Source organism: Exiguobacterium sp. s145 (assembly GCF_018618835.1).
GTDB lineage: Bacteria > Bacillota > Bacilli > Exiguobacteriales > Exiguobacteriaceae > Exiguobacterium_A > Exiguobacterium_A artemiae.
On sequence record NZ_JACSMV010000001.1, the window covers coordinates 348,327 to 373,222 of the forward strand.

Sequence of the window (24,896 nt, forward strand, 5' to 3'; positions counted from 1 at the left end):
AGGAGCTACGTCATGAACATAACGGAAATCAAAACCCGATTGGCACACGTTTCGCAGGAAGAATTGGAACAAATTAAAAAGGAATTCGCCGAAGATGGCCGAAAAGGTGTTGTCACGGCCTTGAAACAAGCAGAACGCCGATTGTTACAGGAAGAGCAGCAACGTGTCCAGTTCCAGGAACGGTCCCTGTTCGAAGACCGGTACCGTGCACAAGGGCATCAGCGAATTGCCGGAGTGGATGAAGTCGGCCGTGGACCGCTCGCCGGTCCCGTTGTCGCAGCAGCCGTCATCCTGCCGGCCGGCTTTTATCATCCCGGATTGACGGATTCAAAACAGATGTCCAAAAAGCAACGAAGCGCCGCTTATCAACATATTCAGGAGGTCGCAGAAGTCGCAATCGGTATCATCGAGCCGGAAGAGATCGACCGGATCAACATCTATCAGGCCTCGAAGCAAGCGATGCAACAGGCTGTTGCTCAGTTGACACCGGATGCCTTGTTAGTGGATGCAATGACACTCGATGTCGATCTTCCGCAAGAGTCCCTGATCAAAGGAGATGCGCGGAGCGTCTCGATTGCAGCGGCGAGTGTCATCGCTAAAGAAACACGGGATACGATGATGGAACAATACGCCGTTCTCTATCCGGAGTACGGTTTTGATCAACATGCCGGGTACGGGACAGCACAACACTTACAGGCACTCGATCGTGTCGGGGTGACACCGATTCACCGGAAGACATTTAAACCGGTCCTCGACCGACTTTAGGAGGTAAACCATCGTGCAGATTGAACATCGGGCCTTACTGCCTTTTAAAATCATTGATGCGACCAACCAACCGTTGCGTGAAGGGGCCAACGTCATCGGCAAAGTATTGAAGCTGCTTCCGGACGGTCTGATGGAACTGCAGGTTGGTCAACGTGTCTTGACGGCAGGAACGACAGCCGAGCTGAAAGAAGGTGCGACCTACCGTTTTACCGTCACGAGCACAGATGGACAACCGGTTCTAAAAATCGTAGCAGAAGAGTCCGCACCAAATAAGGCGACAGTCTTACCGGCCTTTAACCGGTTAACCCACTTTTCGAATGACTCGATCCCGCAAACGACGCGGGATGTGTTGCAACAGCTGGGGCAAAAAGTGATGGAAGGATCCGGAACGGCATTTAAACAAGCAATCATCGAATTGGTCCAACTCGCTCGGCATGCGGACGGCATGACGGAAGGACAATTGGACCGGAAGACCAGTGATCAAGTGCTCGCCCAACAAGTCATTCAAGCAACGAATGAAACCGGGCGCGGTATTTTTTTGTTTCAATTACCGCAATTCGGTCCTTTTGAGGAAGTCGATATCACAATGGAAGCGCCGTTTGATCAAAAAGAATTTAATCCCGATCACGCCCGCATCGCTTTTTACTTAAAACTGCCGAAAACCGGTGAAATCGCATTGGATTTATTAATTACGGATCGAAAGATTGCGATTTCCGTTTTTCATCCGGATGAGCGGATAGCAACGTTCATGTCCCATTATCAGCCGACTATCGAGCAGCGTCTGCACGAGCAAGGGTATGATTTGATTCGTTTTGAACAGATCGAATCGGAAAAAGAACGGATTTCATTTCAACCGACGGATCGAAACGGAAGGGTGGACTATCAGATATGAAAAAAGCCATCGCCTTATCGTATGAGGAACAGATGCAGGCGCCTAAGGTCGTCGCGAAAGGATCGGAACGGGTCGCGGAACGAATTCTTGAAGAGGCGTTACAGCACAACATTCCAATCCGTGAAGACGCGACACTGATTACATTGCTCGATGCCGTTCAAGTCTCGGAACAAATTCCAAACGAATTATACGGAGTCATTGCCGAGTTGTTTGCCTTTTTATATCAGCTCGATCAAACGGAAATTTTGAAGAAATAAATGCTTTCGGTCGATAACGATAGACAGCGCTTCCAATTTTAACTACAATGAAAGAGCCGAAACTAAAGGGGTTAAGGGGGATTTTTTCATGAATGTACATGAATATCAGGCAAAAGAGTTACTTCGTTCGTACGGTGTACCTGTTCCGAACGGAATTGCAGCATTTACAGTCGAAGAGGCAGTCGATGCAGCAGAACAATTGTCAGGTCCGATCAAAGTCGTAAAAGCACAGATTCACGCAGGGGGTCGCGGTAAAGCCGGTGGTGTTAAATTGGCTAAATCGCAAGAAGAGGTGAAAGAATTCGCGACAGAGTTACTCGGCAAAACACTCGTCACGCATCAAACAGGTCCAGAAGGTAAAGTCATTCAACGTCTTCTTGTTGAAGAAGGTTGTGCGATTGACAAAGAATACTATCTCGGGATTGTCCTTGACCGTGTAACGGGACGTGTCGTCATCATGGGTTCAAGTGAAGGCGGAATGGATATCGAGGAAGTCGCAGAAGCAACTCCGGAAAAAATTATCAAAGAAGTAGTGGATCCGGCAGTCGGCTTACAAGCTTTCCAAGCGCGTAAACTGGCGTTTGCAATGGGTGTTCCGGTTAAGCTTGTCAACAAGTTCGTCGGCATGGTGACGAAATTGTATACATTCTTCGTCGATAAAGACTGTTCAATCGCTGAGATCAATCCACTCGTCACAACAAAAGACGGTGATGTTTTGGCACTTGATGCAAAACTGAACTTTGATTCAAACGCGTTATACCGTCATGCCGATGTCGTTGCACTTCGTGACGAAACGGAAGAAGATCCACGCGAAGTGGAAGCTTCTAAAAATGACTTAAACTATATTGCACTTGACGGAAACATCGGATGTCTCGTCAACGGTGCAGGACTTGCCATGGCGACGATGGATATCATCAAGCACTTCAGCGGCGATCCGGCAAACTTCCTTGATGTCGGCGGCGGTGCGACGAAAGAGAAAGTAACAGAAGCCTTTAAATTGATTTTGTCGGATGAGAACGTCAAAGGAATTTTCGTTAACATTTTTGGTGGAATCATGAAATGTGACGTCATTGCAGAAGGTATCGTTGCAGCAACAAAAGAAGTGGGCTTAGAATTGCCACTCGTCGTCCGTCTCGAAGGAACAAACGTCGATGCCGGAAAACAAATTCTCAAAGATTCAGGTCTAGCGATTACAGCAGCTACATCAATGGCAGACGGCGCAGAAAAAATTGCTGCGCTCGTGAAGTAAGGGGGAGCTAAGGATGAGTATTTGGGTAAATGAATCAACAAAAGTCATCATTCAAGGAATTACAGGGAATCAAGGAATGTTCCATGGTGAACAGATGATTGCTTACGGAACGAACCTCGTCGGTGGTGTGACACCAGGTAAGGGCGGCACAGAAGTATTGGGCGTACCGGTCTTCGATACAGTCGCTCAAGCAGTCGAAAAAACAGGTGCCAATGCTTCCATCATCTATGTACCGCCTGCATTTGCAGCGGATGCCATCATGGAAGCAGCGGATGCGAACATCGCCTTGATCATCTGTATCACGGAAGGAATTCCGGTTCTTGATATGGTCAAAGTAAAACGTTACCTGGACGGAAAACCCGTTCGCCTGATTGGACCAAACTGTCCGGGTGTGATTACACCGGGCGTTGCGAAACTCGGAATCATGCCTGGATACATTCATACACCAGGTCACGTCGGTATCGTTTCTCGTTCTGGAACGTTGACGTACGAAGCGGTCCATCAATTGACGACAGCAGGAATTGGTCAATCAACTGCAGTCGGAATCGGTGGCGATCCGGTCAACGGAACAGACTTCATCGATACGCTCAAAGCGTTTAATGAAGATCCGGAAACAAAAGCCGTCATCATGCTTGGTGAAATCGGTGGAACGGCGGAAGAAGAAGCGGCAGAGTGGGTCAAAGCCAACATGACGAAGCCGGTCATCGGATTCATCGGTGGACAAACAGCGCCTGAAGGCAAACGGATGGGTCATGCCGGTGCCATCATTTCAGGTGGTAAAGGAACTGCTGCAGAAAAAATCAAAACACTTCGTGCCAACGGAATCGAAGTGGCAGAAACACCAGCAATCATTGGTGAGACGTTAATTCGTGTCATTAAAGAAGCCGGTATTTACGATGAATGTGTCACAGGTTCAACTGTGAACTAAACAAGATGTCAGCTGTCCTGATCTAATCAGGACGGCTTTCTTCTATATAAAAGGAGCGTAATGAATGGAGAGAGAACTGTATGCACGTTTTGCGACTTGCCGGGTTCCGTATTCAATCGTTGTCTTGATCGAGCAGTACGGTCTTTTACCGGTAGAGGATTTGCCTGTGTCGAGATCCATCAAAAACCGCTATCAGCAAGCCCTACAATTGGATCAAGTCCCAACGAACCTTCTTGTTCCGGGAGATCCGTATTTCCCAATGCCGTTACTTCAGATTCCTCAACCCGTCTATGGACTTTTCTTCAGTGGTGATCCTTCCTTATTGAGACAGCCGATGATCAGTATCATCGGAAGCCGTCAACCTTCTCCTTCTCACTCAAAACGTCTATCTTTCTTACGTCCATTTTTTGAATCGCCGTTCGTTACCGTGTCGGGTGGCGCACTTGGTATTGATTCTCTCGTACACCGTCTTTCCCTCAAACATCATCAGGCGACGATTGCCGTACTAGCGAGCGGGTTTGACTTTTTGTATCCTGCAAGGCATGCGCCGTTGTTTCAACGGATTCAACAAGACGGACTGCTTTTATCGGAATATCCTGCTCCTACCCCCGTCAAAAAACATCAATTTTTAGAAAGAAACCGGATCATCTCAGGTTTGGCATCAGGATTGATCATCGTCGAAGCGACACGGAAAAGTGGGACGATGAATACAGCCGGACATGCGCTTGAACAAGGAAAAGACGTGTACTGCATTCCGGGATGTCCGACGGAAAAACACTTTCAAGGAACAAATCAATTGATTGCAGAAGGCGCGATTCCACTCTTAAATCCGGAAGAAGTTTCAAAAAGTATCTTGATGAACGTTGACAAATGGGAATCGAGACTACTATGATAAGTGAGATTAAAATACGAGTACGCCTCTAATAGGGAGCGATTGTAATGGCAAAATATTTAGTAATTGTCGAATCACCTGCAAAGGCAAAAACCATCAAACGTTATCTCGGTTCAAACTATACCGTGAAAGCTTCGATGGGACATGTCATCGACTTACCGAAAAGTCAAATGGGTGTTGACGTAGAACATGACTATGAACCAAAGTATATTACGATTCGTGGTAAAGGGCCGGTTTTAAAGGAATTGAAAACGGCCGCTAAAAAAGCACAAAAAATTTATCTCGCAGCCGACCCGGACCGTGAAGGGGAAGCGATCGCTTGGCACTTAGCGAAAGCCCTCGGTGTCGATGAATCGACAGAATGCCGGGTTGTCTTTAATGAAATCACAAAAGACGCCATCAAAGATTCGTTCAAGAGACCCCGCAAGATCAACTACGATCTTGTCGATGCACAACAGGCACGGCGTATCTTGGACCGTCTTGTCGGTTACAGCATGAGTCCGTTACTTTGGAAGAAAATTAAAAAAGGTTTGTCAGCAGGACGTGTTCAATCGGTTGCCGTGAAGATGATCATCGACCGCGAACAGGAAATCAACGCCTTTTTACCGGAAGAATATTGGACGATCAAACTGGAGCTTGATGCAAACGGCGAAAAGCTGGAAGCGAATTTTTACGGAATTGACGGAAAGAAACGTGAACTGCACTCGGAAGAAGAAGTCAATGAAGTATTGGCTAAACTATCCAAGTCCTTTACGGTCGATTCCGTGACGAAAAAAGAACGCCGGCGTAATCCGGCCTTGCCGTTTACGACGAGTTCGCTCCAACAGGAAGCAGCCCGTAAGCTGAACTTCCGTGCCAAAAAGACGATGATGATTGCCCAGCAGTTATATGAAGGAATCGAGCTCGGAAAAGAAGGGACAGTCGGTTTGATCACCTACATGCGAACAGACTCGACACGAACTTCTGAAACGGCGAATCTCGAAGCGCACGGCTTCATTGAAAATGCGTACGGAAAAGAATATATCGCTGTTGAGAAACGGAAAGAGAAAAAAGCGGCAAATTCGCAAGATGCCCACGAAGCCGTTCGTCCGACGTCGACGATGCGTGATCCGCAGCTTGTCAAATCGTATTTGTCCCGGGATCAGTTCCGGTTATACAAATTGATTTGGGAACGGTTTGTTGCCAGTCAGATGGCTCCGGCTGTTCTCGATACTGTAAAAGTGGATTTGGTTTCAAACGATGTCATGTTCCGCGCAAACGGTTCAACGGTTAAATTTGCTGGATTCATGAAAGTCTATATTGAAGACACAGATGATGAGACGGTAACGGACGTCAAGGACGGATTATTACCGCCGCTTGAAGACGGAGAAGTCTTGGAACAGGAAATGATTGAACCGAAACAGCATTTTACGCAACCACCACCGCGGTATACAGAGGCACGCCTCGTCCGGTCGATGGAAGAACTCGGAATCGGTCGTCCGTCGACCTATGCCCCGACACTGGATACGATTCAAAAACGCGGCTATGTGACGCTGGAAGAGAAAAAATTCCTGCCGACTGAACTCGGAGAGCTGGTCATCGACATGATCAGTGATTATTTCCAAGAATTTATCACCGTTCAATTTACGGCGGATATGGAAGCCTTACTTGACGCGATTGAAAAAGGTGACATGCAGTGGACCGAAGTCGTTGATCCGATTTATAAATCGTTCGAAAAACGACTGACGCGTGCCGAAGCCGAAATCGAAAAAATCGAAATCAAAGATGAACCGGCCGGAGAAGATTGTGAAGTCTGCGGTCACGCGATGGTCATCAAGATGGGCCGTTACGGCAAATTCATGGCGTGCTCGAACTTCCCGGAATGTCGGAACACCAAACCGATTCAAGTTGAAATCGGTGTCAAATGTCCGACTTGCGGAACAGGTGAGATCGTCGAACGCCGGAGTAAAAAAGGCCGTTTGTTCTACGGTTGTTCCAATTATCCGGAATGTGAATTCGTCTCATGGGATAAACCGGTCGAGGAACCATGTCCGGTGTGTAGCAGTATGATGGTACAAAAGAAAATCAAGAACGGTGTGAAAGTAGAATGTACGTCTTGCGGACATCATGAAACACGCATCGATCAGGAGCAAGAGGAGGAATGACCGATGAAACGGGTAACCGTAATCGGCGCCGGACTCGCAGGTTCTGAAGCAGCATGGCAACTTGCGAAACGCGGTGTACAAGTAGATTTATATGAAATGCGACCGGTGAAGCAGACACCTGCTCACCATACGGATCAGTTTGCCGAGCTCGTCTGCTCGAACTCACTGCGGGCGAATCAACTGACGAATGCAGTCGGCGTATTAAAAGAAGAAATGCGACAACTCGACTCACTCATCATGAAAGCAGCTGACTTGGCAAGTGTGCCGGCAGGCGGAGCACTCGCTGTCGACCGGCATGACTTTGCCGGATATGTGACGGAAACATTAAAAAATCATCCGAACGTCACGGTTCATCATGAAGAACTTGAAGCGATTCCGGAGGGTCCGACCATTGTCGCAACAGGTCCTCTCACAAGTGCCGCTTTGTCGGAATCACTAAAGCAGTTTACCGGAGAAGATTATCTGTACTTCTTTGATGCTGCCGCACCGATTCTTGACGGCGATACGATTGACCGCGATAAGGTCTATTTAAAGTCACGTTACGATAAAGGAGAAGCGGCTTACTTGAACTGTCCGATGACAGAAGAGGAGTTTACGCATTTCCATAACGAGTTGATCAAAGCGGAAGTCGTTCCTTTAAAGGAATTCGAGAAGGAAATCTACTTCGAAGGGTGTATGCCGTTTGAAGTACTGGCGTCACGCGGACCGAAGACACTGTTATTCGGACCGATGAAACCGGTTGGTCTCGAAGATCCGAAAACCGGTAAACGTCCGTATGCCGTTGTTCAATTGCGTCAGGATAACTCAGCCGGGACACTGTTTAACCTGGTCGGTTTCCAAACGCATTTGAAGTGGGGCGAGCAAAAACGGATCATCCGTTTGATTCCGGGTCTTGAAAATGCCGAAATCGTCCGTTACGGTGTCATGCACCGGAACACGTTCGTCAATTCACCGAACCTGTTGCAACCGACGTATCAAACGCGGACACGTCATGACCTGTTCTTTGCCGGTCAGATGACGGGTGTCGAAGGATACGTTGAATCGGCGGCATCGGGTTTGACGGCAGGAATCAATGCGGCACGTCTCGTCAATGAGGCTGAACCGGTCGCTTTCCCGAAAGAGACGATGATGGGTGCAATGGCACATTACATCACGACGACGGAAGGAAAGAACTTCCAGCCGATGAACGCAAACTTCGGATTGGTACCGGGACTTGTCGGACAGACAGGTCGTATGAAGAAACCTGAAAAATACGCGCTCCTTGCCGAGCGGGCATTAGAAGCGATTAAAGACTTTACCGATATGTAAGTGGGATGGGGGAGAAGGCGCAATTCAGCGTTCTTTTCTCCCATTTCTTGATTTGTCATAAAAGCGTGATAATTTTGTCATTTTTCCGATTTTTGGTCTATTGTCAGACTACTTACGGTGTGCTATGCTAAGGGCGATTCGAGTATGAAATGGTTAGAAGGGGGCTCATCCATGGGAGTAGACTCAGAGTTTGACGTACTGCGAAAATCGTTTTTACGGTATGTACACATCGAACGTCAATTATCTCCAAATACGGGCCGTTCTTATGATCAAACACTTCGACAATACGCCGCTTTTTGCCTCGATCATCAGCTGGGATCGATTGAATTGGCAACTGCACGGCGTTATTTGTTTGCTCTTTATGACCAAAAAGCATCTAAATCAACGATCGCTCAAAAAGTATCTTGTTTGAAACAGTTCGGCCGTTTTGTGACACGGGATACAAATGATGTGAATCCATTTGAAGGATTGAAGGCACCAAAGCGTGTCCAAACGCTGCCGACGTTTTTAGTCCCATCAGAATACGAACGATTTTTAGAAGTCTTCCGAACGTCGGATGCATTAGGTGTACGGAATGTGGCATTGATTGAGTTGCTATATGCAACAGGGATGCGTGTCAGTGAATTAGCCGGATTGAACGTAAAAGATTTAGATTCGGACTTGGAATATGTTCATGTATACGGAAAAGGACGAAAAGAACGGATCACACCGATTGGGTCATTTGCGAGAAAAGCCTTGACCGACTATTTGGCAGAACGACAACCGACCGAGGACGAAGAACAAGCCGTTTTTCTTTCTCGTTCAGGCCGTCGTCTGACAACGGACGGAATTCGGAAAATCTTAAAAAAGGCAGACCCCTTTTTATCGAAACATGTGACACCACATGCTCTACGACATAGTTTCGCGACCGACTTACTGGAACGTGGAGCAGATTTACGAGCGGTGCAAGAATTGCTTGGGCATGCTTCATTATCGACGACAGGGCAATATACACACGTCACGACGGAGCGGCTACGACATGTTTATCAGCAAGCGCATCCGCGTGCCTAAGGGAGGAAATAGGATGTTTCATGCAACGACGATTTTTGCGATTCAACATAACGGTCAATCTGCCATGAGCGGAGATGGACAAGTGACTTTCGGTAATCAGGTCATCATGAAGAAAAGTGCAAAAAAAGTCCGGCGTCTTTATGGTGGAAAAGTGATTGCAGGATTTGCCGGAAGTGTAGCTGATGCGTTTACGCTATTCGAAAAGTTTGAAGCAAAACTTGAGATGTACAACGGGAACCTGCAACGGGCAGCCGTGGAATTAGCAAAGGAATGGCGCGGCGATAAAATGTTACGCCAACTCGAAGCCTTGTTGCTTGTCATGGACGGAACACATTTACTGCTTGTTTCCGGTAACGGAGAAGTAATCGAACCGGATGACGGCATTTTAGCCATCGGTTCAGGCGGCAACTATGCTCTCGCGGCGGGTCGTGCACTTGCTCGGCATGCCGGACATATGACGGCTGAGCAAATCGCCCGTGCAGCTCTTGAAACAGCAGGTGAGTTATGTGTATTCACAAATGATCAAATCATTTTAGAGACGATTGGGGGAAGTGCAGATGCATGAATTTACACCGAGACAAATCGTGGAAAAACTAAATGAACATGTCATTGGTCAGGCGGATGCAAAACGAGCCGTCGCGATTGCACTTCGAAATCGTTACCGCCGGCAACTGCTCGATCCGAGCCTGCGTGATGAAGTGACACCAAAGAATATCCTGATGATCGGACCGACGGGTGTCGGGAAAACAGAAATTGCCCGTCGGCTTGCTAAACTGGTCCGCGCACCATTCGTTAAAATTGAAGCGACGAAGTTTACAGAAGTCGGTTATGTCGGTCGGGACGTTGAATCAATGGTCCGTGATCTAGTCGAAGCTTCACTCCGCCTCGTCAAGGATGAGAAAAAGGAAGCTTTAAAAGAACGGGCTGAAGCGGTCGCGAATGAACGGATTGTGGATGCACTTGTCGGTAAAAAAGCGTCGACAGGTCTCGGTGGAGGAAATCCGTTCGAGATGTTATTCGGTGGCACCCAAAAACCGCCTGAACAAGAAACTGCGAATGACACCGCCGATCGCTCTGTCATTCGACAACAGCTGTTCCAAGGTCAACTAGAAGACCGCATGATTGATGTGGACATTGAAGAACGTCAAATGGATTTGTTCTCCGGTCAACAAGGCATGGAAGGTCTTGCGAATCTGCAGGATATGCTCGGGCAAGTCATGCCGAAAAAAACAAAGAAACGCCAGCTGAGTGTCAAAGAGGCACGTCCGATTTTGACGGCAGAAGAAGCGGAACGATTACTCGATTTAAATGAAGTCCACGATGAAGCTGTTCGTCGTGCTGAACAGATGGGAATCATCTTCGTCGACGAAATCGACAAGATTGCAACGAAGGGGCAAGATAGTGCCGGTGTATCACGTGAAGGCGTACAGCGTGATATCTTACCAATCGTCGAGGGATCGACTGTCGTGACGAAGTATGGTCCTGTGAAGACGGATCATATGTTATTCATTGCAGCCGGTGCTTTCCATATGGCAAAACCATCTGATTTGATTCCGGAGTTGCAAGGACGTTTTCCGATCCGGGTGGAACTCGACAGTCTGACCGAAGATGACTTCGTTAAAATTTTGACTGAACCCAATCAAGCATTGTTGAAACAATATAAAGCTTTGCTTGGAGCGGAGCAAGTCCATGTCACGTTTACCGAAGACGCGATTCGTCAAATTGCACGGATTGCGGCACAAGTGAATGATGAAACAGATAATATCGGTGCTCGCCGTTTATATACCATTATGGAGCGTGTATTAGAAGAATTATCGTTTGAAGCGGCAGAGATGCCAGAGACAGACGTCACCATCACACCACAATATGTCATGGACCGCGTCGGAAAAGTAGCAGATGATCGTGATTTAAGTCAGTTCATCTTATAAGTGGAGGAAGAAAATCATGAATTTATTGGCAAAAACACGAAAGCTTAACACGATGTTACAACAAGAAGCAAGCACACATGTCGACTTTAAGGTCATGGCAGATCGTTTAAGTGAAGTCATGGAATCAAATACCTTTATCGTCAGCCGTCGTGGAAAGTTATTAGGAATTGCGATTAAACAACAAATCGAGAATGCACGGATTCGTGGATTCCTTGAAGAGCGTCAGTTTCCGGAAGATTATACAAAAAAATTGTTTAATGTGACGGAAACGACAGCAAACATCGCAATCGACAGTGAGCATACAGCTTTCCCGATCGATAACCGCGATATGTTCGAGACATCCAAAACGACGATCGTTCCGATCATCGGTGGCGGTGAGCGACTTGGAACACTTGTCCTTGGCCGGATGCTCGAAGATTTTAATGAAGAGGACTTAGTGCTTGCGGAATACGGAGCGACAGTTGTCGGAATGGAAATCTTACGTGAGAAAGCCCATGAAGCGGAAGATAAAGCGCGGAAGAAAGCCGTCGTTCAAATGGCAATCAATTCTTTATCCTATTCGGAACTTGAAGCGATCGAACATATCTTTGAAGAGTTGGACGGAAACGAAGGGTTGCTCGTAGCCTCTAAAATTGCCGATCGTGTCGGCATCACGCGTTCAGTTATCGTGAATGCTCTGCGGAAACTTGAAAGCGCCGGCGTCATCGAGTCCCGTTCACTTGGTATGAAAGGGACATATATCAAGATTTTAAATGACAATTTCCTCTATGAGTTAGAACGCATTAAATCGAACTAAAAAAAGGAAAAAATAGAATTTAAAAGAAGACCTAGTAAAGTACTAGGTCTTCTTTTTTTTATAGGTATTATTTATCATTTTTATAAGAAAAGGGTTTAAAAAGCGAAATATTAACATCTCATTACCCTATTTTTCAAAAAACTTCTTTTCAAACATTGACCTATTTGTTTCAATTATTTCAGATATGTTACTAACCGCTTACGGTATAATACAAAGTTTTACGAGATAAATAGAGGTGGAGGTTGAATGATGAACTGGCTTGGTTCAGATTATGCAACAATGACACAGGCTGTCGATCGGACGGTGGCAGCGCAGAAAGTAATTTCAGCAAATATTGCGAACGTCGATACGCCCGGGTATAAAGCAAAACGTGTCGTGTTCAGCGATGTATTGGACTCCGAAATGAGAATGAGTCTAAAACGGCACGCAACAATCGGCACTTCAGGAAGCATCGTCGAACAATCGTCTGCTATGCGTAACGATGGCAACGGGGTGGATATTGACCTCGAAATGTCTGAATTATCACGCAATCAAATTGAGTACGAAGCACTGGTCGAACAATTGAACCGAAAATTTTCCGGAATTCAATCTGTCATCCGGGGAGGACGTTAAATCATGAGTATGTTTTCAGGTTTTCATACATCGGCAACAGGACTGACGGCACAGCGGCTGCGACTCGATACCGTCTCTGCCAACATCGCCAATGCCCAGACGACACGCGGTGAGCTGGTTAACGGAGAGTGGCAACCGTATGCGCGTAAACTGGCCGTCTTAAAAGAGACAGGTGCCGGTGTGACAGTCAGCGAGATTCGAAAAGATCAGGAACCATTTAAGCTGGAGTACAATCCGAATCATCCCGATGCGGATGAACTCGGATACGTTAAAATGCCGAACGTGGATTTATTGAAGGAAATGGTCGATATGATGGGGGCGACGCGTTCTTACGAAGCCAACGTCACGGCATTGAATGCGACAAAAGCAATGTTAGTCAAAGCGATGGAAATCGGCAAGTAATGAAGGAGATGACACGATGGCGATTCAACCGATTCAAAGCATGCAGATGGTCTTACCGTCTCAATCTGTTGCCAAAACGACACCAAGTGATTTCAGTGAAGTATTGAGTCAGGCCATGAACGGTCTGAACGAGGCGCAACAAGCCTCTTCGCAAGCACGAGTCGATCTTGCGACTGGAAAAACGACAGACTTACATAACATCATGATCAAAACAGAAGAAGCATCGCTTTCTATGCAACTCGCTATCGAAGTCCGGAATAAAGGCATCGAAGCATACCAAGAAATGATGCGTATGCAACTGTGATTGTTGAGGAAAGCGTGGGAGATGTTTGATGAATGAAGGACTAAAAACGCGCTTTGGCGCATTAAAAACGACATGGCAGGAATGGTCGCTCGTCAAAAAAGCAACGATCATCGGAATGATCTTATTTCTAATTGCAGCTATCATTGTTGCAGCCATTTGGTTAAGTAAACCAACGATGACACCACTGTACTCAAAGTTGTCACCGCAAGAGGCTGGGCAAGTGACTGAGAAATTAAATGAAGATGGTGTACAGTCCGAAGTCGTCAGTGGGACAGACGGTGTAACGATTCTTGTACCGGAAGAAAGTGCCGAAAACTTAAAAGTGGAGTTGGCGACAGCCGGAATACCTAAATCAGGTCAAATCGATTATTCCTTCTTCAGCGAAAACGCCGGATTTGGAACAACAGATAAGGAAATGAACATTCTCGAGCGGGACACGATGCAGACGGAATTAGAAAATCTGATTACGCAAGTCAACGGGATTGATGCTGCGAAGGTCATGATTACCTTACCTGAAAAAAGTGTTTTCTTATCAGATAAAGAAGAGACATCAACTGTCTCGGTCGTCTTGACATCAAGCGCCGGCAGCGACTTGAACCAGCAGACGGTTCAAGGTCTGTATCATCTGATTGCGAAAAGTATCCCGAATTTAAAAGAAGAAAACATTACCATCATGGATCAGTACTTTACGTATTATGAGCCGGGTAAAGGAGCACAGACTGCAGGCGGAACGGATCCGATGCAATTGAAGAAAACGACGGAAAAAGATTTACGCCAACAAATTCAGCAGATGCTGTCAGTCGTTCTCGGTCCGCAAAAAGCATTGGTTTCTGTTACGGCAGATGTCGACGTTACGCAACGGCAAGAGGAACAAAAATTAGTCGAACCGGTTGATCCTGATAAAATCGAGGGAATCGTGACATCGGCAGAGAAAGTCGCTGAAGCGTATACGGGAGCGGCCAATGAAGGAACTGCAGGAACGGGTGAGAATGAGACCATTAACTTCCCGCAAGGTACGGGTACGGCAGGGGACACAAGTGAGAAGACACATGACATCATCAATTACGAAGTCAATCGAATTACAAAACAGATTACCGGTGCACCGTATGAAATTCGGGATTTGGGAATTCAAGTCATCGTTGAGCCACCTAAAGGACAAAATCAAATTGATCCGCAACTTCAAACAGATTTACAGACGATGATGTATTCGATCATTCGTACTTCACTGACGAAGACAGATGCGAAGACGACCTTAACCGATGCAGAGCTTGCGAATAAAGTCGTCGTCATGTCAAGACCGTTTGCCGAGACGCCGAAACAGACAGTAACAACGGAAACAACACCAATGTGGGTCTGGTTTGCATTAGGTGCCGCAGCACTGGTTGTAGTAGGAGCCATCTTCCTAATGTTGCGTAGAAGAAAAACAGCTGAGATTGAAGAACTGGAAGAGTGGACACCAATCGAGACAGAGATTCCTGAACTGTCGACAGAGGACACAAGTGAAGGAGCGGTCAAACGGAAACAGCTTGAGAAGCTTGCCGCATCCAATCCGGATGAATTTGCGAAGTTGTTACGCACCTGGTTAGCGGAGGATTGATGAGATGAAGAAATTAGAGATGAGTAGTCGGGAAAAAGCCGCAATTTTAATGATTTCGCTTGGTCCGGAAGTCGCGGCCAGCGTATATAAACATTTGTCGGAAGAAGAAATGGAGTGGCTGACATTACAGATTTCGAGCATGAAACGGATTGATCCGGATGAGAAGCTCGAAGTGTTAGTAGAATTCCATGAATTAGCGACAGCACAAAATTATATCACGCAAGGTGGTATCGGATTCGCCAAATCCGTGTTGGAAAAAGCATTAGGTGAAGAGAAGGCGATGGAACTCATTTATCGTTTGACGTCGACGCTTCAAGTGAGACCGTTTGAGTTTGCCCGCAAAGCGGATCCGAAACAATTGCTGAACTTCATTCAAAATGAACATCCGCAAACGATTGCCTTGGTCTTGGCACATCTGGATCCGGTCAAATCGGGACAAATTTTATCAGAACTTCCGGCAGAAGCCCAGTCAGATGTCGCCCGACGGATTGCAACGATGGACCGGATGAATCCGGAAATCATCAGTGAAGTCGAACAAATTCTTGAACGGAATCTATCGCAAGCGGGCATGCAGGATTATGCCCAGTCTGGTGGAATCGAGGCGGTTGTTCAAGTCTTGAACGGTGTTGACCGGACGACGGAACGAACGATTCTCGATACGCTTGAAATTCAGGATCCGGAATTGGCGGAAGAAATCAAGAAACGGATGTTTGTCTTTGAAGACATCGTTACACTCGATGCCCGAGCTATTCAACGGATTATCCGGGAAGTTTCGAATGAAGACTTGTTGCTTTCGCTCAAGGTGTCTTCAGACGACGTGAAGGAAATGGTATACCGCAACATGTCCCAACGAATGGTCGAATCGTTCAAAGAGGATATGGAATTCATGGGACCTGTCCGATTACGGGATGTCGAAGAAGCACAAAGCCGGATTGTCGGCATCATCCGTCGCCTAGAAGATATGGGTGAGATCGTGGTAGCCCGTGGTGGAGGAGATGATATCGTTGTCTAACGTCATTAAGCGTCAAGTTGTTTTCGACCGGACGCAACGAACGATTTTCCATCAGACGGAATCCGAGCAGGTGACTGAAACCGAACCGCTTGTTTCTTATGACGAGATGATGCGGGAAGGACAAGTCCAACTAAAGCAACAGCAACTGTTGATCGAACAACAAGAACAAATACGGCGGGCAGCTTTGGAGCAAGAGCGGCTCCGCGTGCTGGAAGAAGCGAGACAACAGGGTTACGAAGAAGGTTTTCAGTCGGGTCAACAAGCTGGACGAACACAATACGAACAACGGATTGAGGAAACGAACCAGCTTGCGAACAGGCTCGAACAGATGTTTTCAGAACGAGTCCTCCTGATGGAAGATGAATTGTGTGCACTGGCCCTTCAATTGACGCATCAGTTTATGGAGCAGCTTCACGATAAGGATGAAGAAGCACTTTATCAGACGATTCAACAGTTGATTCTTCAATTTAGAGATCGTGAAAAATTAATTGTCTATACATCAGCTGAAGACTTTGAACGGGTTGTCTTACTGGATGAACGGTTACAGACCATTTTAGGAGGGACGGCAACGATCCGTTTACGGATTGATCCCGAGCTTGATGCACGAGATTTCCGGATTGATTCAGAGAATGGTGCCATCACGGGTGGATTGTCAATCGGTTATCAACGATTAATGGAGCAACTCACCGAGGTGTTACACGATGTATAAACTCAAACAGTTACAAGCAGCGATTCGAGATATTCGTCGGGAAGAACTTGTCGAGCATTCTGGTAAAGTCGTTCAAGTCATTGGTTTGATGATTGAATCACGTGGTCCGACAGCTGTTGCCATCGGCGAGCGGTGCTTGATCCGGATTCATCGTGGAGACGAGATTGAGGCAGAAGTCGTTGGATTTCGAGAAGGACATGTACTATTGATGCCATATGGTGAAACGACGGCCATTGCACCGGGATCGATCGTCATCGCAACAGGAAAACCGCTTCATGTTCCTGTCGGAGATGATTTGATCGGGAAAGTCCTGGATGGTCTCGGACGATCATTAGACGGGAAATCACTGGCGCATTTACGGACGACTTCAATTGTCCGTAAACCACCAAGTCCACTCGATCGTCCGCGGATCGATCAAGTGTTATCAACAGGGATTCGTGCCATCGACGGCTTATTGACCGTCGGACAAGGGCAACGAGTCGGACTATTCGCAGGGTCGGGTGTCGGTAAATCGACATTACTCGGTATGATTGCCAAACGATCAACGGCTGATATCAATGTCATCGCCTTAATCGGTGAACGGGGCCGTGAAGTGAAGGAATTCATTGAGGCGGAGTTAGGTGAGGAAGGCATGAGCCGTTCGATCATCGTCGTAGCGACGAGTGACCAGCCGCCACTCGTTCGACTCAAAGGAGCGTATACGGCAACGGCGATCGCTGAATATTTTCGGGATCAAGGAAAAAATGTCGTATTGATGATGGACTCCGTCACACGTTTTGCCATGGCTCAGCGTGAAATTGGTCTGGCGACCGGCGAACCACCTGCTTCAAAGGGATATACACCGAGTGTGTTCGCCTTGCTTCCACAACTGTTGGAACGAAGCGGTAAAACGACAGAAGGTTCCATTACGGCATTTTATACCGTCCTGGTTGACGGTGATGACATGAACGAACCGATTGCGGATGCGGTCCGCGGGATTCTAGATGGTCATTTTGTCCTCGACCGAAATCTCGCAAACAAAGGGCAATATCCGGCAATCCATATCTTACGCTCCATCAGCCGGGTCATGAATCAAATTACTTCGACCGAACATAAAGATAGTGCGATTACGTTCAGACAGTTACTGTCGACATACCTCGATGCCGAAGATTTGATCAATATCGGCGCGTATAAAAGCGGTACAAACCCCGACATTGATCGGGCTGTTGAAAAATATCCTGAATTAATCGGATTTTTAAAACAACGTGTGGAAGAAAAAAGCCATTTTGAAGATGGAATGAGCCGTCTGATTTCGACAATCCGTTAAAGGAGGTGCACGAATGAAAACCATATATGAACGCATCATTCCTTTAGCGGAAGCGGAAAAGGATCGTGTTTCAAAATATACTGCTGAAAAAAAGAAACAATATGAAATTGAGGTCGAGAAATTGTACCATCTTCTCGTTCGTTATGAAGCTTTTTTAAAAGCACAAAATGAAACAGGAACGGTTGAGCTGCTTGCTTCTCAATACCGTGAACGTGCACGCGATGTCGTCAAACAACAGATTGAACGCCAGCAATTATATGTTACCCAGGCGAAAAATCAGTATGAGCGGGCTCAAATCGATTTAAAAGAGGCTTTGATTGAAGAAAAGAAATTTACACGACTGCAATCAAATCAATTAGAAGAAAATCGGCGGACACTCGCTTTGGTGGAACAGAACCAAATGGATGAATTAGCATTATTGCAGTTTGGAAGAAGGCGAACGACATGAGTGAGAACAAGTCATCAAAACAATGGATTTTGCCCTTATTAATCATCCCGTTGTTATTGTTATTATTTACAGCCTATCTCGTATTAAATTACGCTAATGGGCGTCCGATTTTTTCATTACCTTTCGCATCGGAAGAAGTGACGGATTCAAAAGTAACGTCTTCGAAAAATTCAGAGATCGAACAACGCTTGAAATTAGCCAATGCTGAAATCAAAAAACTACGGGCGAAGACAACTGATCAAGCAGAACTCATCCAAGCAAAAGAACAGGAAGTCGTCCGGTTGATTGCGGAACGGGATCGGTTGAAAAACACGCCGGCTACACCTGCAACGACAGGGACAGATAAGTCTGCTTCGAAAAAGACTGCTGATGTGACAGATGTCTATGCGGAGATGACGCCGAAGGATGCAGCCAATATTTTCAACGAATTGAGTCCGACGGAAGTCGTTTCAATCATTAAAGAAATTGATGCTGAACAACAGGCAGCCATCATGGCAAAGATGGATCCTAAAAAAGCTGCAGCGTTGACACAATTGTTGGCAGTCCAATAAGGGGTGAGAAAATAAGATGAACTTGACGGATGTACAGCAAGCACAAATAGCTAAACCGGTTACGAAGTGGAACGGGAAAGAGCTCCCGGCGAATGGCGTTGGAAATTTTGCTTCGTTACTTCAATACTTAGTGCAACCTCTAGCTGAGGGCGTACAGAACCCTTCACTGGATCAACAGGCAATACCGACTGAAGGGGAGACGAATCTCGAAGTCAAACCGCTGTTGGAACAATTGACCGCACAGCCGGAAAAAGTGTTACAACTTCTGGAGCAACCTGAAGTAGAAGATATAATACATGATCCTAAAAAAGCGACGGAGCTGATTCAGTTCATTAAGACGATACAAGACGGACAGCCGGGAAAAGCGATGGAGTTATTCGAACAATTCCCAGCTTCCCTCCAACAAGTACTTGCAACGGTGATGTTGACCGTCGTCGCTAAGGAACATGTGAAAGGAAATGACTTACCGGCAGGACTAAATGCTCCGGTCATTCAGGCGACTGATGTTTCAGGGACTGTTGGACCGTTTCCGGTAATGCCAGTTGTAACGGCGGTTTCAGCTGTACCGCAAACTAATCCGACGTTAATGAATGCTCCGGGTACTAAAAAAGAGGCAGTGATGCCTTTGCTTTCAAATCGCCTTGTCTCATCTGAACAAACGACACCAACACTGAAAACCAATGTCATGACTAAAAAGGTGATTGAATCCATTCAGGTAGCTGCCGATCCGGAAGGGAAAGAACAACCATCACCGTTGACCGGATTGAAATTTGAACGTATGAACGGTGCATTAGGGGTAGGGGTTCGGCCATCCGTCATGCAACCAAATGTCGATGAACAACTCACGTCCCGGATTGAAGCGGCGATGAAACAAGCACCATTTTTAAAAGGTGCGGACGGTTCGACACGCATGTCGATCCGCTTATATCCAGAACAGTTGGGTGAAGTCGTCATCCAGTTGGATAAAAAAGACGGTTTATTGACAGTAAAGCTTTTCGCGGCGACAGAACAAGCAAAACAAATGCTGGATCAGCAACTCGGAAAGCTACATACATCGTTGCAGCCGCAAGCACCACTCGTCAAAGTCGAAACCGGGATGTTGGCATCGAGTGTCAAAGACTTTGAACAAGGTTTGCCGCAAGAACGACGGGAACGCCAGCAAGAAGAACCTGCACCGTACGAAGAAGAACTAGAGGAGGATGAAGATGACTGATTCCATCAAAAATGATGCGTCGTCCTATCAGTTACCGGAGAAAACGAAAGTACCATCCAGTAACTCGATGGACAAAGACATGTTCATGAAAATCCTGATTGCCCAATTGTCCAATCAAGATCCAACGGCACCGATGGAAGACAAGGAGTTCATTTCGCAGATGGCTCAGTTTTCTTCTCTTGAACAGATGCAAGCGATTGGCAAAGGGATGGATACGATGATGCTCAATCAGCATGCGGCGGCTCTGATGAACTACAGTAATTTAATTGGAAAAAGTGTCAGCTATGAAGGTGAGACTGTCACGAAAGATGCAACGGGAGCAGATGTGACATCGACCGGTAAAGTGACGGCAAACGTCCTCAGTGTAAAGCGTGACGGGGTCGATGTCATTGCCGAGTTATCAAACGGAAAAAGTGTCAGTGTCTACGAATTGACTGAAATTAAAACAAAGGAGGAAAAATAATGTTACGTTCAATGTATTCAGGAATCAGTGGGTTAAAGAACTTCCAAACAAAGTTAGACGTCGTCGGGAATAACATCGCCAACGTCAATACATTTGGTTATAAAAAAGGTCGTGTCACGTTTAAGGATCTTGTCAACCAATCAGTTGGTTCCGCATCAGGTAATGGTGGAGGTGTCGGTGGGACAAACCCGAAACAGGTTGGACTCGGGGCCTCGATGTCGACGGTCGATAACGTTTACAATCAAGGAGCGTTACAAAATACAGGTCGAACGCTTGATGTCGGGATTTCCGGTGAAGGATTCTATCAAGTCTTGACGGCAGACGGTGTGCGTTATTCTCGTTCCGGTAACTTTTATACAGATCTTCAAGGAAATATCGTAACGGGAGATGGAAATTATCTCGTAGGATTGTCTGATCCACCGCCTGCCAACCCTGGACAGCCACCTGCCGATCAAGCAAACCTACCTGCCAACCAATACGATGCTCAAGGTCAAATCACAAACAAAGTAAATAATGGCTACATGAAGTTACAAATTCCGACTGGAGCACAGAACCTTGCAATCGGAAAAGATGGACTAGTCACATTCGTTGACGGAACGGGTAACTTGCAACGAGTTGGTTACGTATCAATGGCAAATTTCGCTAACCCGGGTGGTCTTGAAAAATCAGGAGTGAATTTATTTGCCGCTTCTCAAAACTCCGGTATCGCAGCGACTGGAACACCAAGCACAAACGGTCTTGGTCAATTAACATCCGGTACACTCGAGATGTCGAACGTCGACTTATCGGAAGAGTTTACGGAAATGATCATCGCCCAACGCGGATTCCAGGCGAACACCCGGATCATTACAACATCAGATCAGATTTTAGAAGAACTCGTTAACTTGAAACGATGATTACTTTAACGACATTACGTGAAACACCGCTTGTCTTAAATGCAATCTTAATCGAAGCGGTCCGGTCGACACCCGATACGACGATCCAGTTGGTCGGGGGACAGACTTATGTCGTCAAGGAAACGTTAGAAGAGGTAAAAGCAGCCACAATCGATTTTTACCGACAAGTCGGTTTAACGGGCTTGAACAGTGCTAGGAGGCTCGAAGATGGCAGAAGAAAAGAAGAAGAGTAAGTTGAAATTACCACTCATCATGGTTGTCGTTGCGATTATGATGGTAGGTGCCGGCTATATGCTTTCAAAATATTTGTTGACGAGTGATCCGACTGAAGCGAAAGTCGAACAGCCGACAGGTGCGGAACTCGAAGAGCGAAGCTTTCAAACAGATGATTTGACGACGAACATTGCAGACGAACGATTCTTAAATGTTCAGTTTACAATCGTCACGGATGATGCAGCGACGCGGGAAGAACTTGAGTTACGCAAGTTTCAAATCAACAATATCATCTTAGGGGATTTAGCTTCGATGAAAAAACAAGATTTAGATTCTAAACAAGACATGGCGAAACTCGAAGAAAAATTACGGGGGCAATTTAAAAAACTCCTGCAAGAAGGCGATGTTCAACGTGTCTACACGACGAAAAAAATCATCCAGTGAGGTGGCCGCATGAGCGAAGTATTATCACAACATGAAATTGACGCCCTGCTATCAGCCATTTCAAGCGGAGATATGGAAGTTGAGGAAATACGCAGTCAAGAAGAAGAACGTCGTGTGAAAGTGTATGACTTTAAACGGGCGTTACGATTCTCAAAAGACCAGATGCGAAACTTAACGCGAATTCATGAACAGTTCGCCCGAGTCTTGACGACCCATTTCTCAGCACAGCTCAGAACATATGTCCAGTTTACGGTCAATACGGTCGAGCAACTGCCATATGATGAATTCATTCATTCCATTCCGAACATGACCTTAATTAATTTAGTGAATCTTCACCCGTTAGACGGACGGGTCATCTTCGAAGTAAATCCGAACATCGCTTATGCGATGCTCGATCGATTGCTCGGCGGACCGGGTGAAGGTATGAATAAGATTGAGAACTTGACGGAAATCGAAACCCGGATCTTGACGCAGTTATTCAAACGCGCTTTTGTTCAATACGGGGCAGCGTGGGAATCGATTGCCGAAATCGAAGCCGAGTATGATGATTTGGAAATCAATCCACAATTTCTTCAACTCGTCTCACCGAATGAAACGGTCATTCTCGTCTCGATTTACGTGACGGTCGGAGAAGTAAGCGGAACGCTTAATGTCTGTCTGCCGTTCGTGACACTCGAACCAATCATTCCGAAACTATCGAGTCACTTTTGGATGCAACAAGAGAAACGAAAGTCAGCCGATAACCAAGAGTCAGAACATATGCAAACACAGTTGATGGGATCAATCGTCGATTTGAAAGCAGTGCTCGGCCAGACGGAACTTTCGTTTGGAGAATTGTTACACCTCGAGGTAGGCGATTGCCTGTCCCTCCAGACACGTACATCCGATCCGGTTGAATTGTTCGTCGATGATCGGAAAATGTTCAAAGCGCGGCCTGGTCTGAACGGGAAGCATCTCGCTTTACAAGTCTTACAACGAATTGAGGAGGAATAACATGAGCGATATGCTTTCGCAAGATGAAATCGATGCATTATTACGTGGAACCCCATCGGCTGAAGAACCAACCGATACCAGTTCAACGGATGATTTACATCAATTGGATGAGATGGAAATTGATGCGCTTGGAGAAGTCGGGAACATCTCGTTAGGAAATTCCGCGACAGCCCTTTCTGCATTGTTGAATCAAAAAGTCGAAATCACGACACCACACGTGCGGATGATTACGATGGAAGAATTGCGGAGTCGTTATCCGATTCCCCACGTCGCTCTTCGCGTTGGATATACAGAAGGATTCAAAGGAGAAAACGTTTTGATTTTGACACAACGGGATGCTTCCGTCATTGCGAATTTAATGATGGGCGGCGATGGTGTCGTTGATGAGAGCCTTGAGATGGAACCGATTGCGCTGTCTGCCGTTCAGGAAGCGATGAACCAGATGATGGGAGCGGCTGCGACCTCGATGTCGACCGTGTTCTCAATGCGCATCGATATCTCGCCTCCAGCGGTCGAAATTTTTGATTTCTCGCAAGAAAAAACAATTGTGGACAGCTTCTCGTTATGGGAAAGCATGGTCATCATCGAATTTGATTTGAAAATCGGAACGCTGATCGACTCAAAAATCGTCCAATTGGCACCACTTGAATTTTCCAAACAATTGATTCAGAAATTATTCAATGCCAGTACGACAACGAGTGAACCGGCACCCGCAGTTCAAGTCCCTGCACCAGAACCGGTCCGGGAACAGCCGGCTGCGTCTCAGCCGCAGCCGGAACCCCGGTATGAAGCACCACCCGAACACAAAAAGGAGCCGGTTGGCGTCAGTCCTGTTCAGTTCGGTCAGTTTTCTGAAGTGCAACAAGAAGGTCCGCCCGGCAACATCGGCATGCTCTACGATGTACCGTTGAATGTCACAGTCGAACTGGGACGGACGCGCCGGTCAGTCCGGGACATTTTGGAATTAACACAAGGTTCCATCATTGAACTGGATAAATTAGCAGGAGAACCCGTTGACGTGTTCGTCAATAATACATTGATTGCAACGGGAGAAGTCGTCGTCATCGAAGAAAACTTCGGTGTCCGGATTACAGAGATCGTCAATACAAAAGAACGTCTGCGGATGTTCTAAGGAGGAAATAGGATGAGTGCAAAAGTTTTGATTGTAGATGATGCAGCTTTCATGCGAATGATGATTAAGGAAATTTTATCGAAAAACGGCTATGACGTCGTCGGTGAGGCTGAAAACGGACGTGAAGCCGTTTCGAAATATAAAGAGTTAACGCCGGATCTCGTCACACTTGATATCACGATGCCGGAAATGGACGGGATTTCAGCATTAAAAGAAATCAAAGCCTTCAACCCGGCTGCCAAAGTCATCATGTGTTCGGCGATGGGACAACAATCGATGGTCATCGATGCGATTCAAGCCGGAGCAAAAGACTTCATCGTCAAACCGTTCCAGGCAGACCGTGTACTCGAAGCCGTTTCGAAAACCATTTCATCATGAGAAGACTGACCTGT

29 protein-coding genes are annotated in these 24,896 nt (G+C 46.5%); all 29 read left to right on the forward strand.

Annotation, left to right across the window (positions count from 1 at the left end; translation table 11 throughout):
- Nucleotides 1–12: 12 nt before the first annotated feature.
- The 29 genes from KNQ07_RS01730 (at nt 13) to KNQ07_RS01870 (ending at nt 24,882) form a co-directional block, all read left to right on the forward strand.
- On the forward strand, nt 13–765 hold the full coding sequence (locus KNQ07_RS01730) for a ribonuclease HII (RefSeq protein ID WP_214763971.1): 753 nt from the start codon (nt 13–15) through the stop codon (nt 763–765).
- A gap of 13 nt (nt 766–778) precedes the next feature.
- Nucleotides 779–1,657 (forward strand): hypothetical protein, encoded by an 879-nt coding sequence (locus KNQ07_RS01735; RefSeq protein ID WP_214763973.1) that lies wholly within the window; start codon nt 779–781, stop codon nt 1,655–1,657.
- The gene (locus KNQ07_RS01740) at nt 1,654–1,914 is read left to right on the forward strand and encodes an EscU/YscU/HrcU family type III secretion system export apparatus switch protein (protein ID WP_214763980.1); all 261 of its coding nucleotides are present in this window, start codon (nt 1,654–1,656) and stop codon (nt 1,912–1,914) included. The genes KNQ07_RS01735 and KNQ07_RS01740 overlap by 4 nt, the downstream gene beginning before the upstream one ends.
- An 88-nt stretch (nt 1,915–2,002) precedes the next feature.
- The gene (gene sucC, locus KNQ07_RS01745) at nt 2,003–3,163 is read left to right on the forward strand and encodes an ADP-forming succinate--CoA ligase subunit beta (RefSeq protein ID WP_012370761.1); all 1,161 of its coding nucleotides are present in this window, start codon (nt 2,003–2,005) and stop codon (nt 3,161–3,163) included.
- A 13-nt stretch (nt 3,164–3,176) separates the two neighbouring features.
- Nucleotides 3,177–4,091 (forward strand): succinate--CoA ligase subunit alpha, encoded by a 915-nt coding sequence (sucD, locus tag KNQ07_RS01750; protein ID WP_214763987.1) that lies wholly within the window; start codon nt 3,177–3,179, stop codon nt 4,089–4,091.
- 64 nt (nt 4,092–4,155) lie between these two features.
- Entirely contained in the window at nt 4,156–4,983 is an 828-nt protein-coding gene (gene dprA / locus KNQ07_RS01755) for a DNA-processing protein DprA (protein ID WP_012370759.1), read from the forward strand.
- Nucleotides 4,984–5,030: 47 nt separating this feature from the next.
- Nucleotides 5,031–7,127, forward strand: coding sequence for a type I DNA topoisomerase (gene topA, locus KNQ07_RS01760; protein ID WP_214763995.1), 2,097 nt, complete (start codon nt 5,031–5,033; stop codon nt 7,125–7,127).
- Nucleotides 7,128–7,130: 3 nt separating this feature from the next.
- Nucleotides 7,131–8,435 carry an FADH(2)-oxidizing methylenetetrahydrofolate--tRNA-(uracil(54)-C(5))-methyltransferase TrmFO gene (trmFO, locus tag KNQ07_RS01765; RefSeq protein ID WP_012370757.1) on the forward strand — a complete coding sequence of 435 codons (1,305 nt, stop codon included), beginning with the start codon at nt 7,131–7,133 and terminating at the stop codon, nt 8,433–8,435.
- A 171-nt stretch (nt 8,436–8,606) separates the two neighbouring features.
- On the forward strand, nt 8,607–9,485 hold the full coding sequence (locus KNQ07_RS01770) for a tyrosine-type recombinase/integrase (RefSeq protein ID WP_214764003.1): 879 nt from the start codon (nt 8,607–8,609) through the stop codon (nt 9,483–9,485).
- A 13-nt stretch (nt 9,486–9,498) separates the two neighbouring features.
- Nucleotides 9,499–10,050, forward strand: coding sequence for an ATP-dependent protease subunit HslV (gene hslV / locus KNQ07_RS01775; RefSeq protein WP_012370755.1), 552 nt, complete (start codon nt 9,499–9,501; stop codon nt 10,048–10,050).
- Nucleotides 10,043–11,413, forward strand: coding sequence for an ATP-dependent protease ATPase subunit HslU (hslU, locus tag KNQ07_RS01780; protein ID WP_012370754.1), 1,371 nt, complete (start codon nt 10,043–10,045; stop codon nt 11,411–11,413). Before hslV ends, hslU begins: the two co-directional genes overlap by 8 nt.
- Nucleotides 11,414–11,429: 16 nt before the next feature.
- Nucleotides 11,430–12,209: a GTP-sensing pleiotropic transcriptional regulator CodY gene (gene codY, locus KNQ07_RS01785; protein ID WP_012370753.1), complete on the forward strand. Its 780-nt coding sequence runs from the start codon at nt 11,430–11,432 to the stop codon at nt 12,207–12,209.
- Nucleotides 12,210–12,458: 249 nt separating this feature from the next.
- A complete protein-coding gene (gene flgB / locus KNQ07_RS01790) occupies nt 12,459–12,821 on the forward strand; it encodes a flagellar basal body rod protein FlgB (protein ID WP_214764735.1) in 363 nt (120 codons plus the stop codon).
- Between the two features lie 3 nt (nt 12,822–12,824).
- Nucleotides 12,825–13,223: a flagellar basal body rod protein FlgC gene (gene flgC / locus KNQ07_RS01795; RefSeq protein WP_214764012.1), complete on the forward strand. Its 399-nt coding sequence runs from the start codon at nt 12,825–12,827 to the stop codon at nt 13,221–13,223.
- Nucleotides 13,224–13,239: 16 nt separating this feature from the next.
- Nucleotides 13,240–13,527: a flagellar hook-basal body complex protein FliE gene (gene fliE, locus KNQ07_RS01800; RefSeq protein WP_026828005.1), complete on the forward strand. Its 288-nt coding sequence runs from the start codon at nt 13,240–13,242 to the stop codon at nt 13,525–13,527.
- 28 nt (nt 13,528–13,555) lie between these two features.
- Entirely contained in the window at nt 13,556–15,124 is a 1,569-nt protein-coding gene (fliF, locus tag KNQ07_RS01805) for a flagellar basal-body MS-ring/collar protein FliF (protein WP_114595496.1), read from the forward strand.
- A 4-nt stretch (nt 15,125–15,128) separates the two neighbouring features.
- Entirely contained in the window at nt 15,129–16,136 is a 1,008-nt protein-coding gene (fliG, locus tag KNQ07_RS01810; protein WP_114595497.1) for a flagellar motor switch protein FliG, read from the forward strand.
- Nucleotides 16,120–16,845, forward strand: coding sequence for a FliH/SctL family protein (locus KNQ07_RS01815; protein ID WP_114595498.1), 726 nt, complete (start codon nt 16,120–16,122; stop codon nt 16,843–16,845). Before fliG ends, KNQ07_RS01815 begins: the two co-directional genes overlap by 17 nt.
- The gene (gene fliI / locus KNQ07_RS01820; RefSeq protein ID WP_114595499.1) at nt 16,838–18,151 is read left to right on the forward strand and encodes a flagellar protein export ATPase FliI; all 1,314 of its coding nucleotides are present in this window, start codon (nt 16,838–16,840) and stop codon (nt 18,149–18,151) included. Before KNQ07_RS01815 ends, fliI begins: the two co-directional genes overlap by 8 nt.
- A 13-nt stretch (nt 18,152–18,164) precedes the next feature.
- Nucleotides 18,165–18,599, forward strand: a complete 435-nt coding sequence (locus KNQ07_RS01825; RefSeq protein WP_214764013.1) for a flagellar export protein FliJ — start codon at nt 18,165–18,167, stop codon at nt 18,597–18,599.
- Complete coding sequence (locus KNQ07_RS01830; protein WP_114595501.1) at nt 18,596–19,150, forward strand: MotE family protein; 555 nt, start codon at nt 18,596–18,598, stop codon at nt 19,148–19,150. The genes KNQ07_RS01825 and KNQ07_RS01830 overlap by 4 nt, the downstream gene beginning before the upstream one ends.
- A 16-nt stretch (nt 19,151–19,166) precedes the next feature.
- Nucleotides 19,167–20,363 (forward strand): flagellar hook-length control protein FliK, encoded by a 1,197-nt coding sequence (locus KNQ07_RS01835; RefSeq protein ID WP_214764026.1) that lies wholly within the window; start codon nt 19,167–19,169, stop codon nt 20,361–20,363.
- Nucleotides 20,356–20,826: a flagellar hook capping FlgD N-terminal domain-containing protein gene (locus tag KNQ07_RS01840; RefSeq protein ID WP_114595503.1), complete on the forward strand. Its 471-nt coding sequence runs from the start codon at nt 20,356–20,358 to the stop codon at nt 20,824–20,826. Before KNQ07_RS01835 ends, KNQ07_RS01840 begins: the two co-directional genes overlap by 8 nt.
- A complete protein-coding gene (gene flgG / locus KNQ07_RS01845; RefSeq protein ID WP_014970679.1) occupies nt 20,826–21,722 on the forward strand; it encodes a flagellar basal body rod protein FlgG in 897 nt (298 codons plus the stop codon). Before KNQ07_RS01840 ends, flgG begins: the two co-directional genes overlap by 1 nt.
- Complete coding sequence (locus tag KNQ07_RS01850) at nt 21,719–21,955, forward strand: flagellar FlbD family protein (RefSeq protein WP_026828015.1); 237 nt, start codon at nt 21,719–21,721, stop codon at nt 21,953–21,955. Before flgG ends, KNQ07_RS01850 begins: the two co-directional genes overlap by 4 nt.
- Nucleotides 21,930–22,379: a flagellar basal body-associated FliL family protein gene (locus KNQ07_RS01855; protein ID WP_026828016.1), complete on the forward strand. Its 450-nt coding sequence runs from the start codon at nt 21,930–21,932 to the stop codon at nt 22,377–22,379. The genes KNQ07_RS01850 and KNQ07_RS01855 overlap by 26 nt, the downstream gene beginning before the upstream one ends.
- Nucleotides 22,380–22,388: 9 nt before the next feature.
- Nucleotides 22,389–23,372: a flagellar motor switch protein FliM gene (gene fliM / locus KNQ07_RS01860; RefSeq protein WP_012370738.1), complete on the forward strand. Its 984-nt coding sequence runs from the start codon at nt 22,389–22,391 to the stop codon at nt 23,370–23,372.
- A gap of 1 nt (nt 23,373) precedes the next feature.
- On the forward strand, nt 23,374–24,504 hold the full coding sequence (gene fliY / locus KNQ07_RS01865) for a flagellar motor switch phosphatase FliY (protein WP_114595504.1): 1,131 nt from the start codon (nt 23,374–23,376) through the stop codon (nt 24,502–24,504).
- 12 nt (nt 24,505–24,516) lie between these two features.
- A complete protein-coding gene (locus KNQ07_RS01870; protein ID WP_012370736.1) occupies nt 24,517–24,882 on the forward strand; it encodes a response regulator in 366 nt (121 codons plus the stop codon).
- The last annotated feature ends 14 nt before the right edge of the window (nt 24,883–24,896 follow it).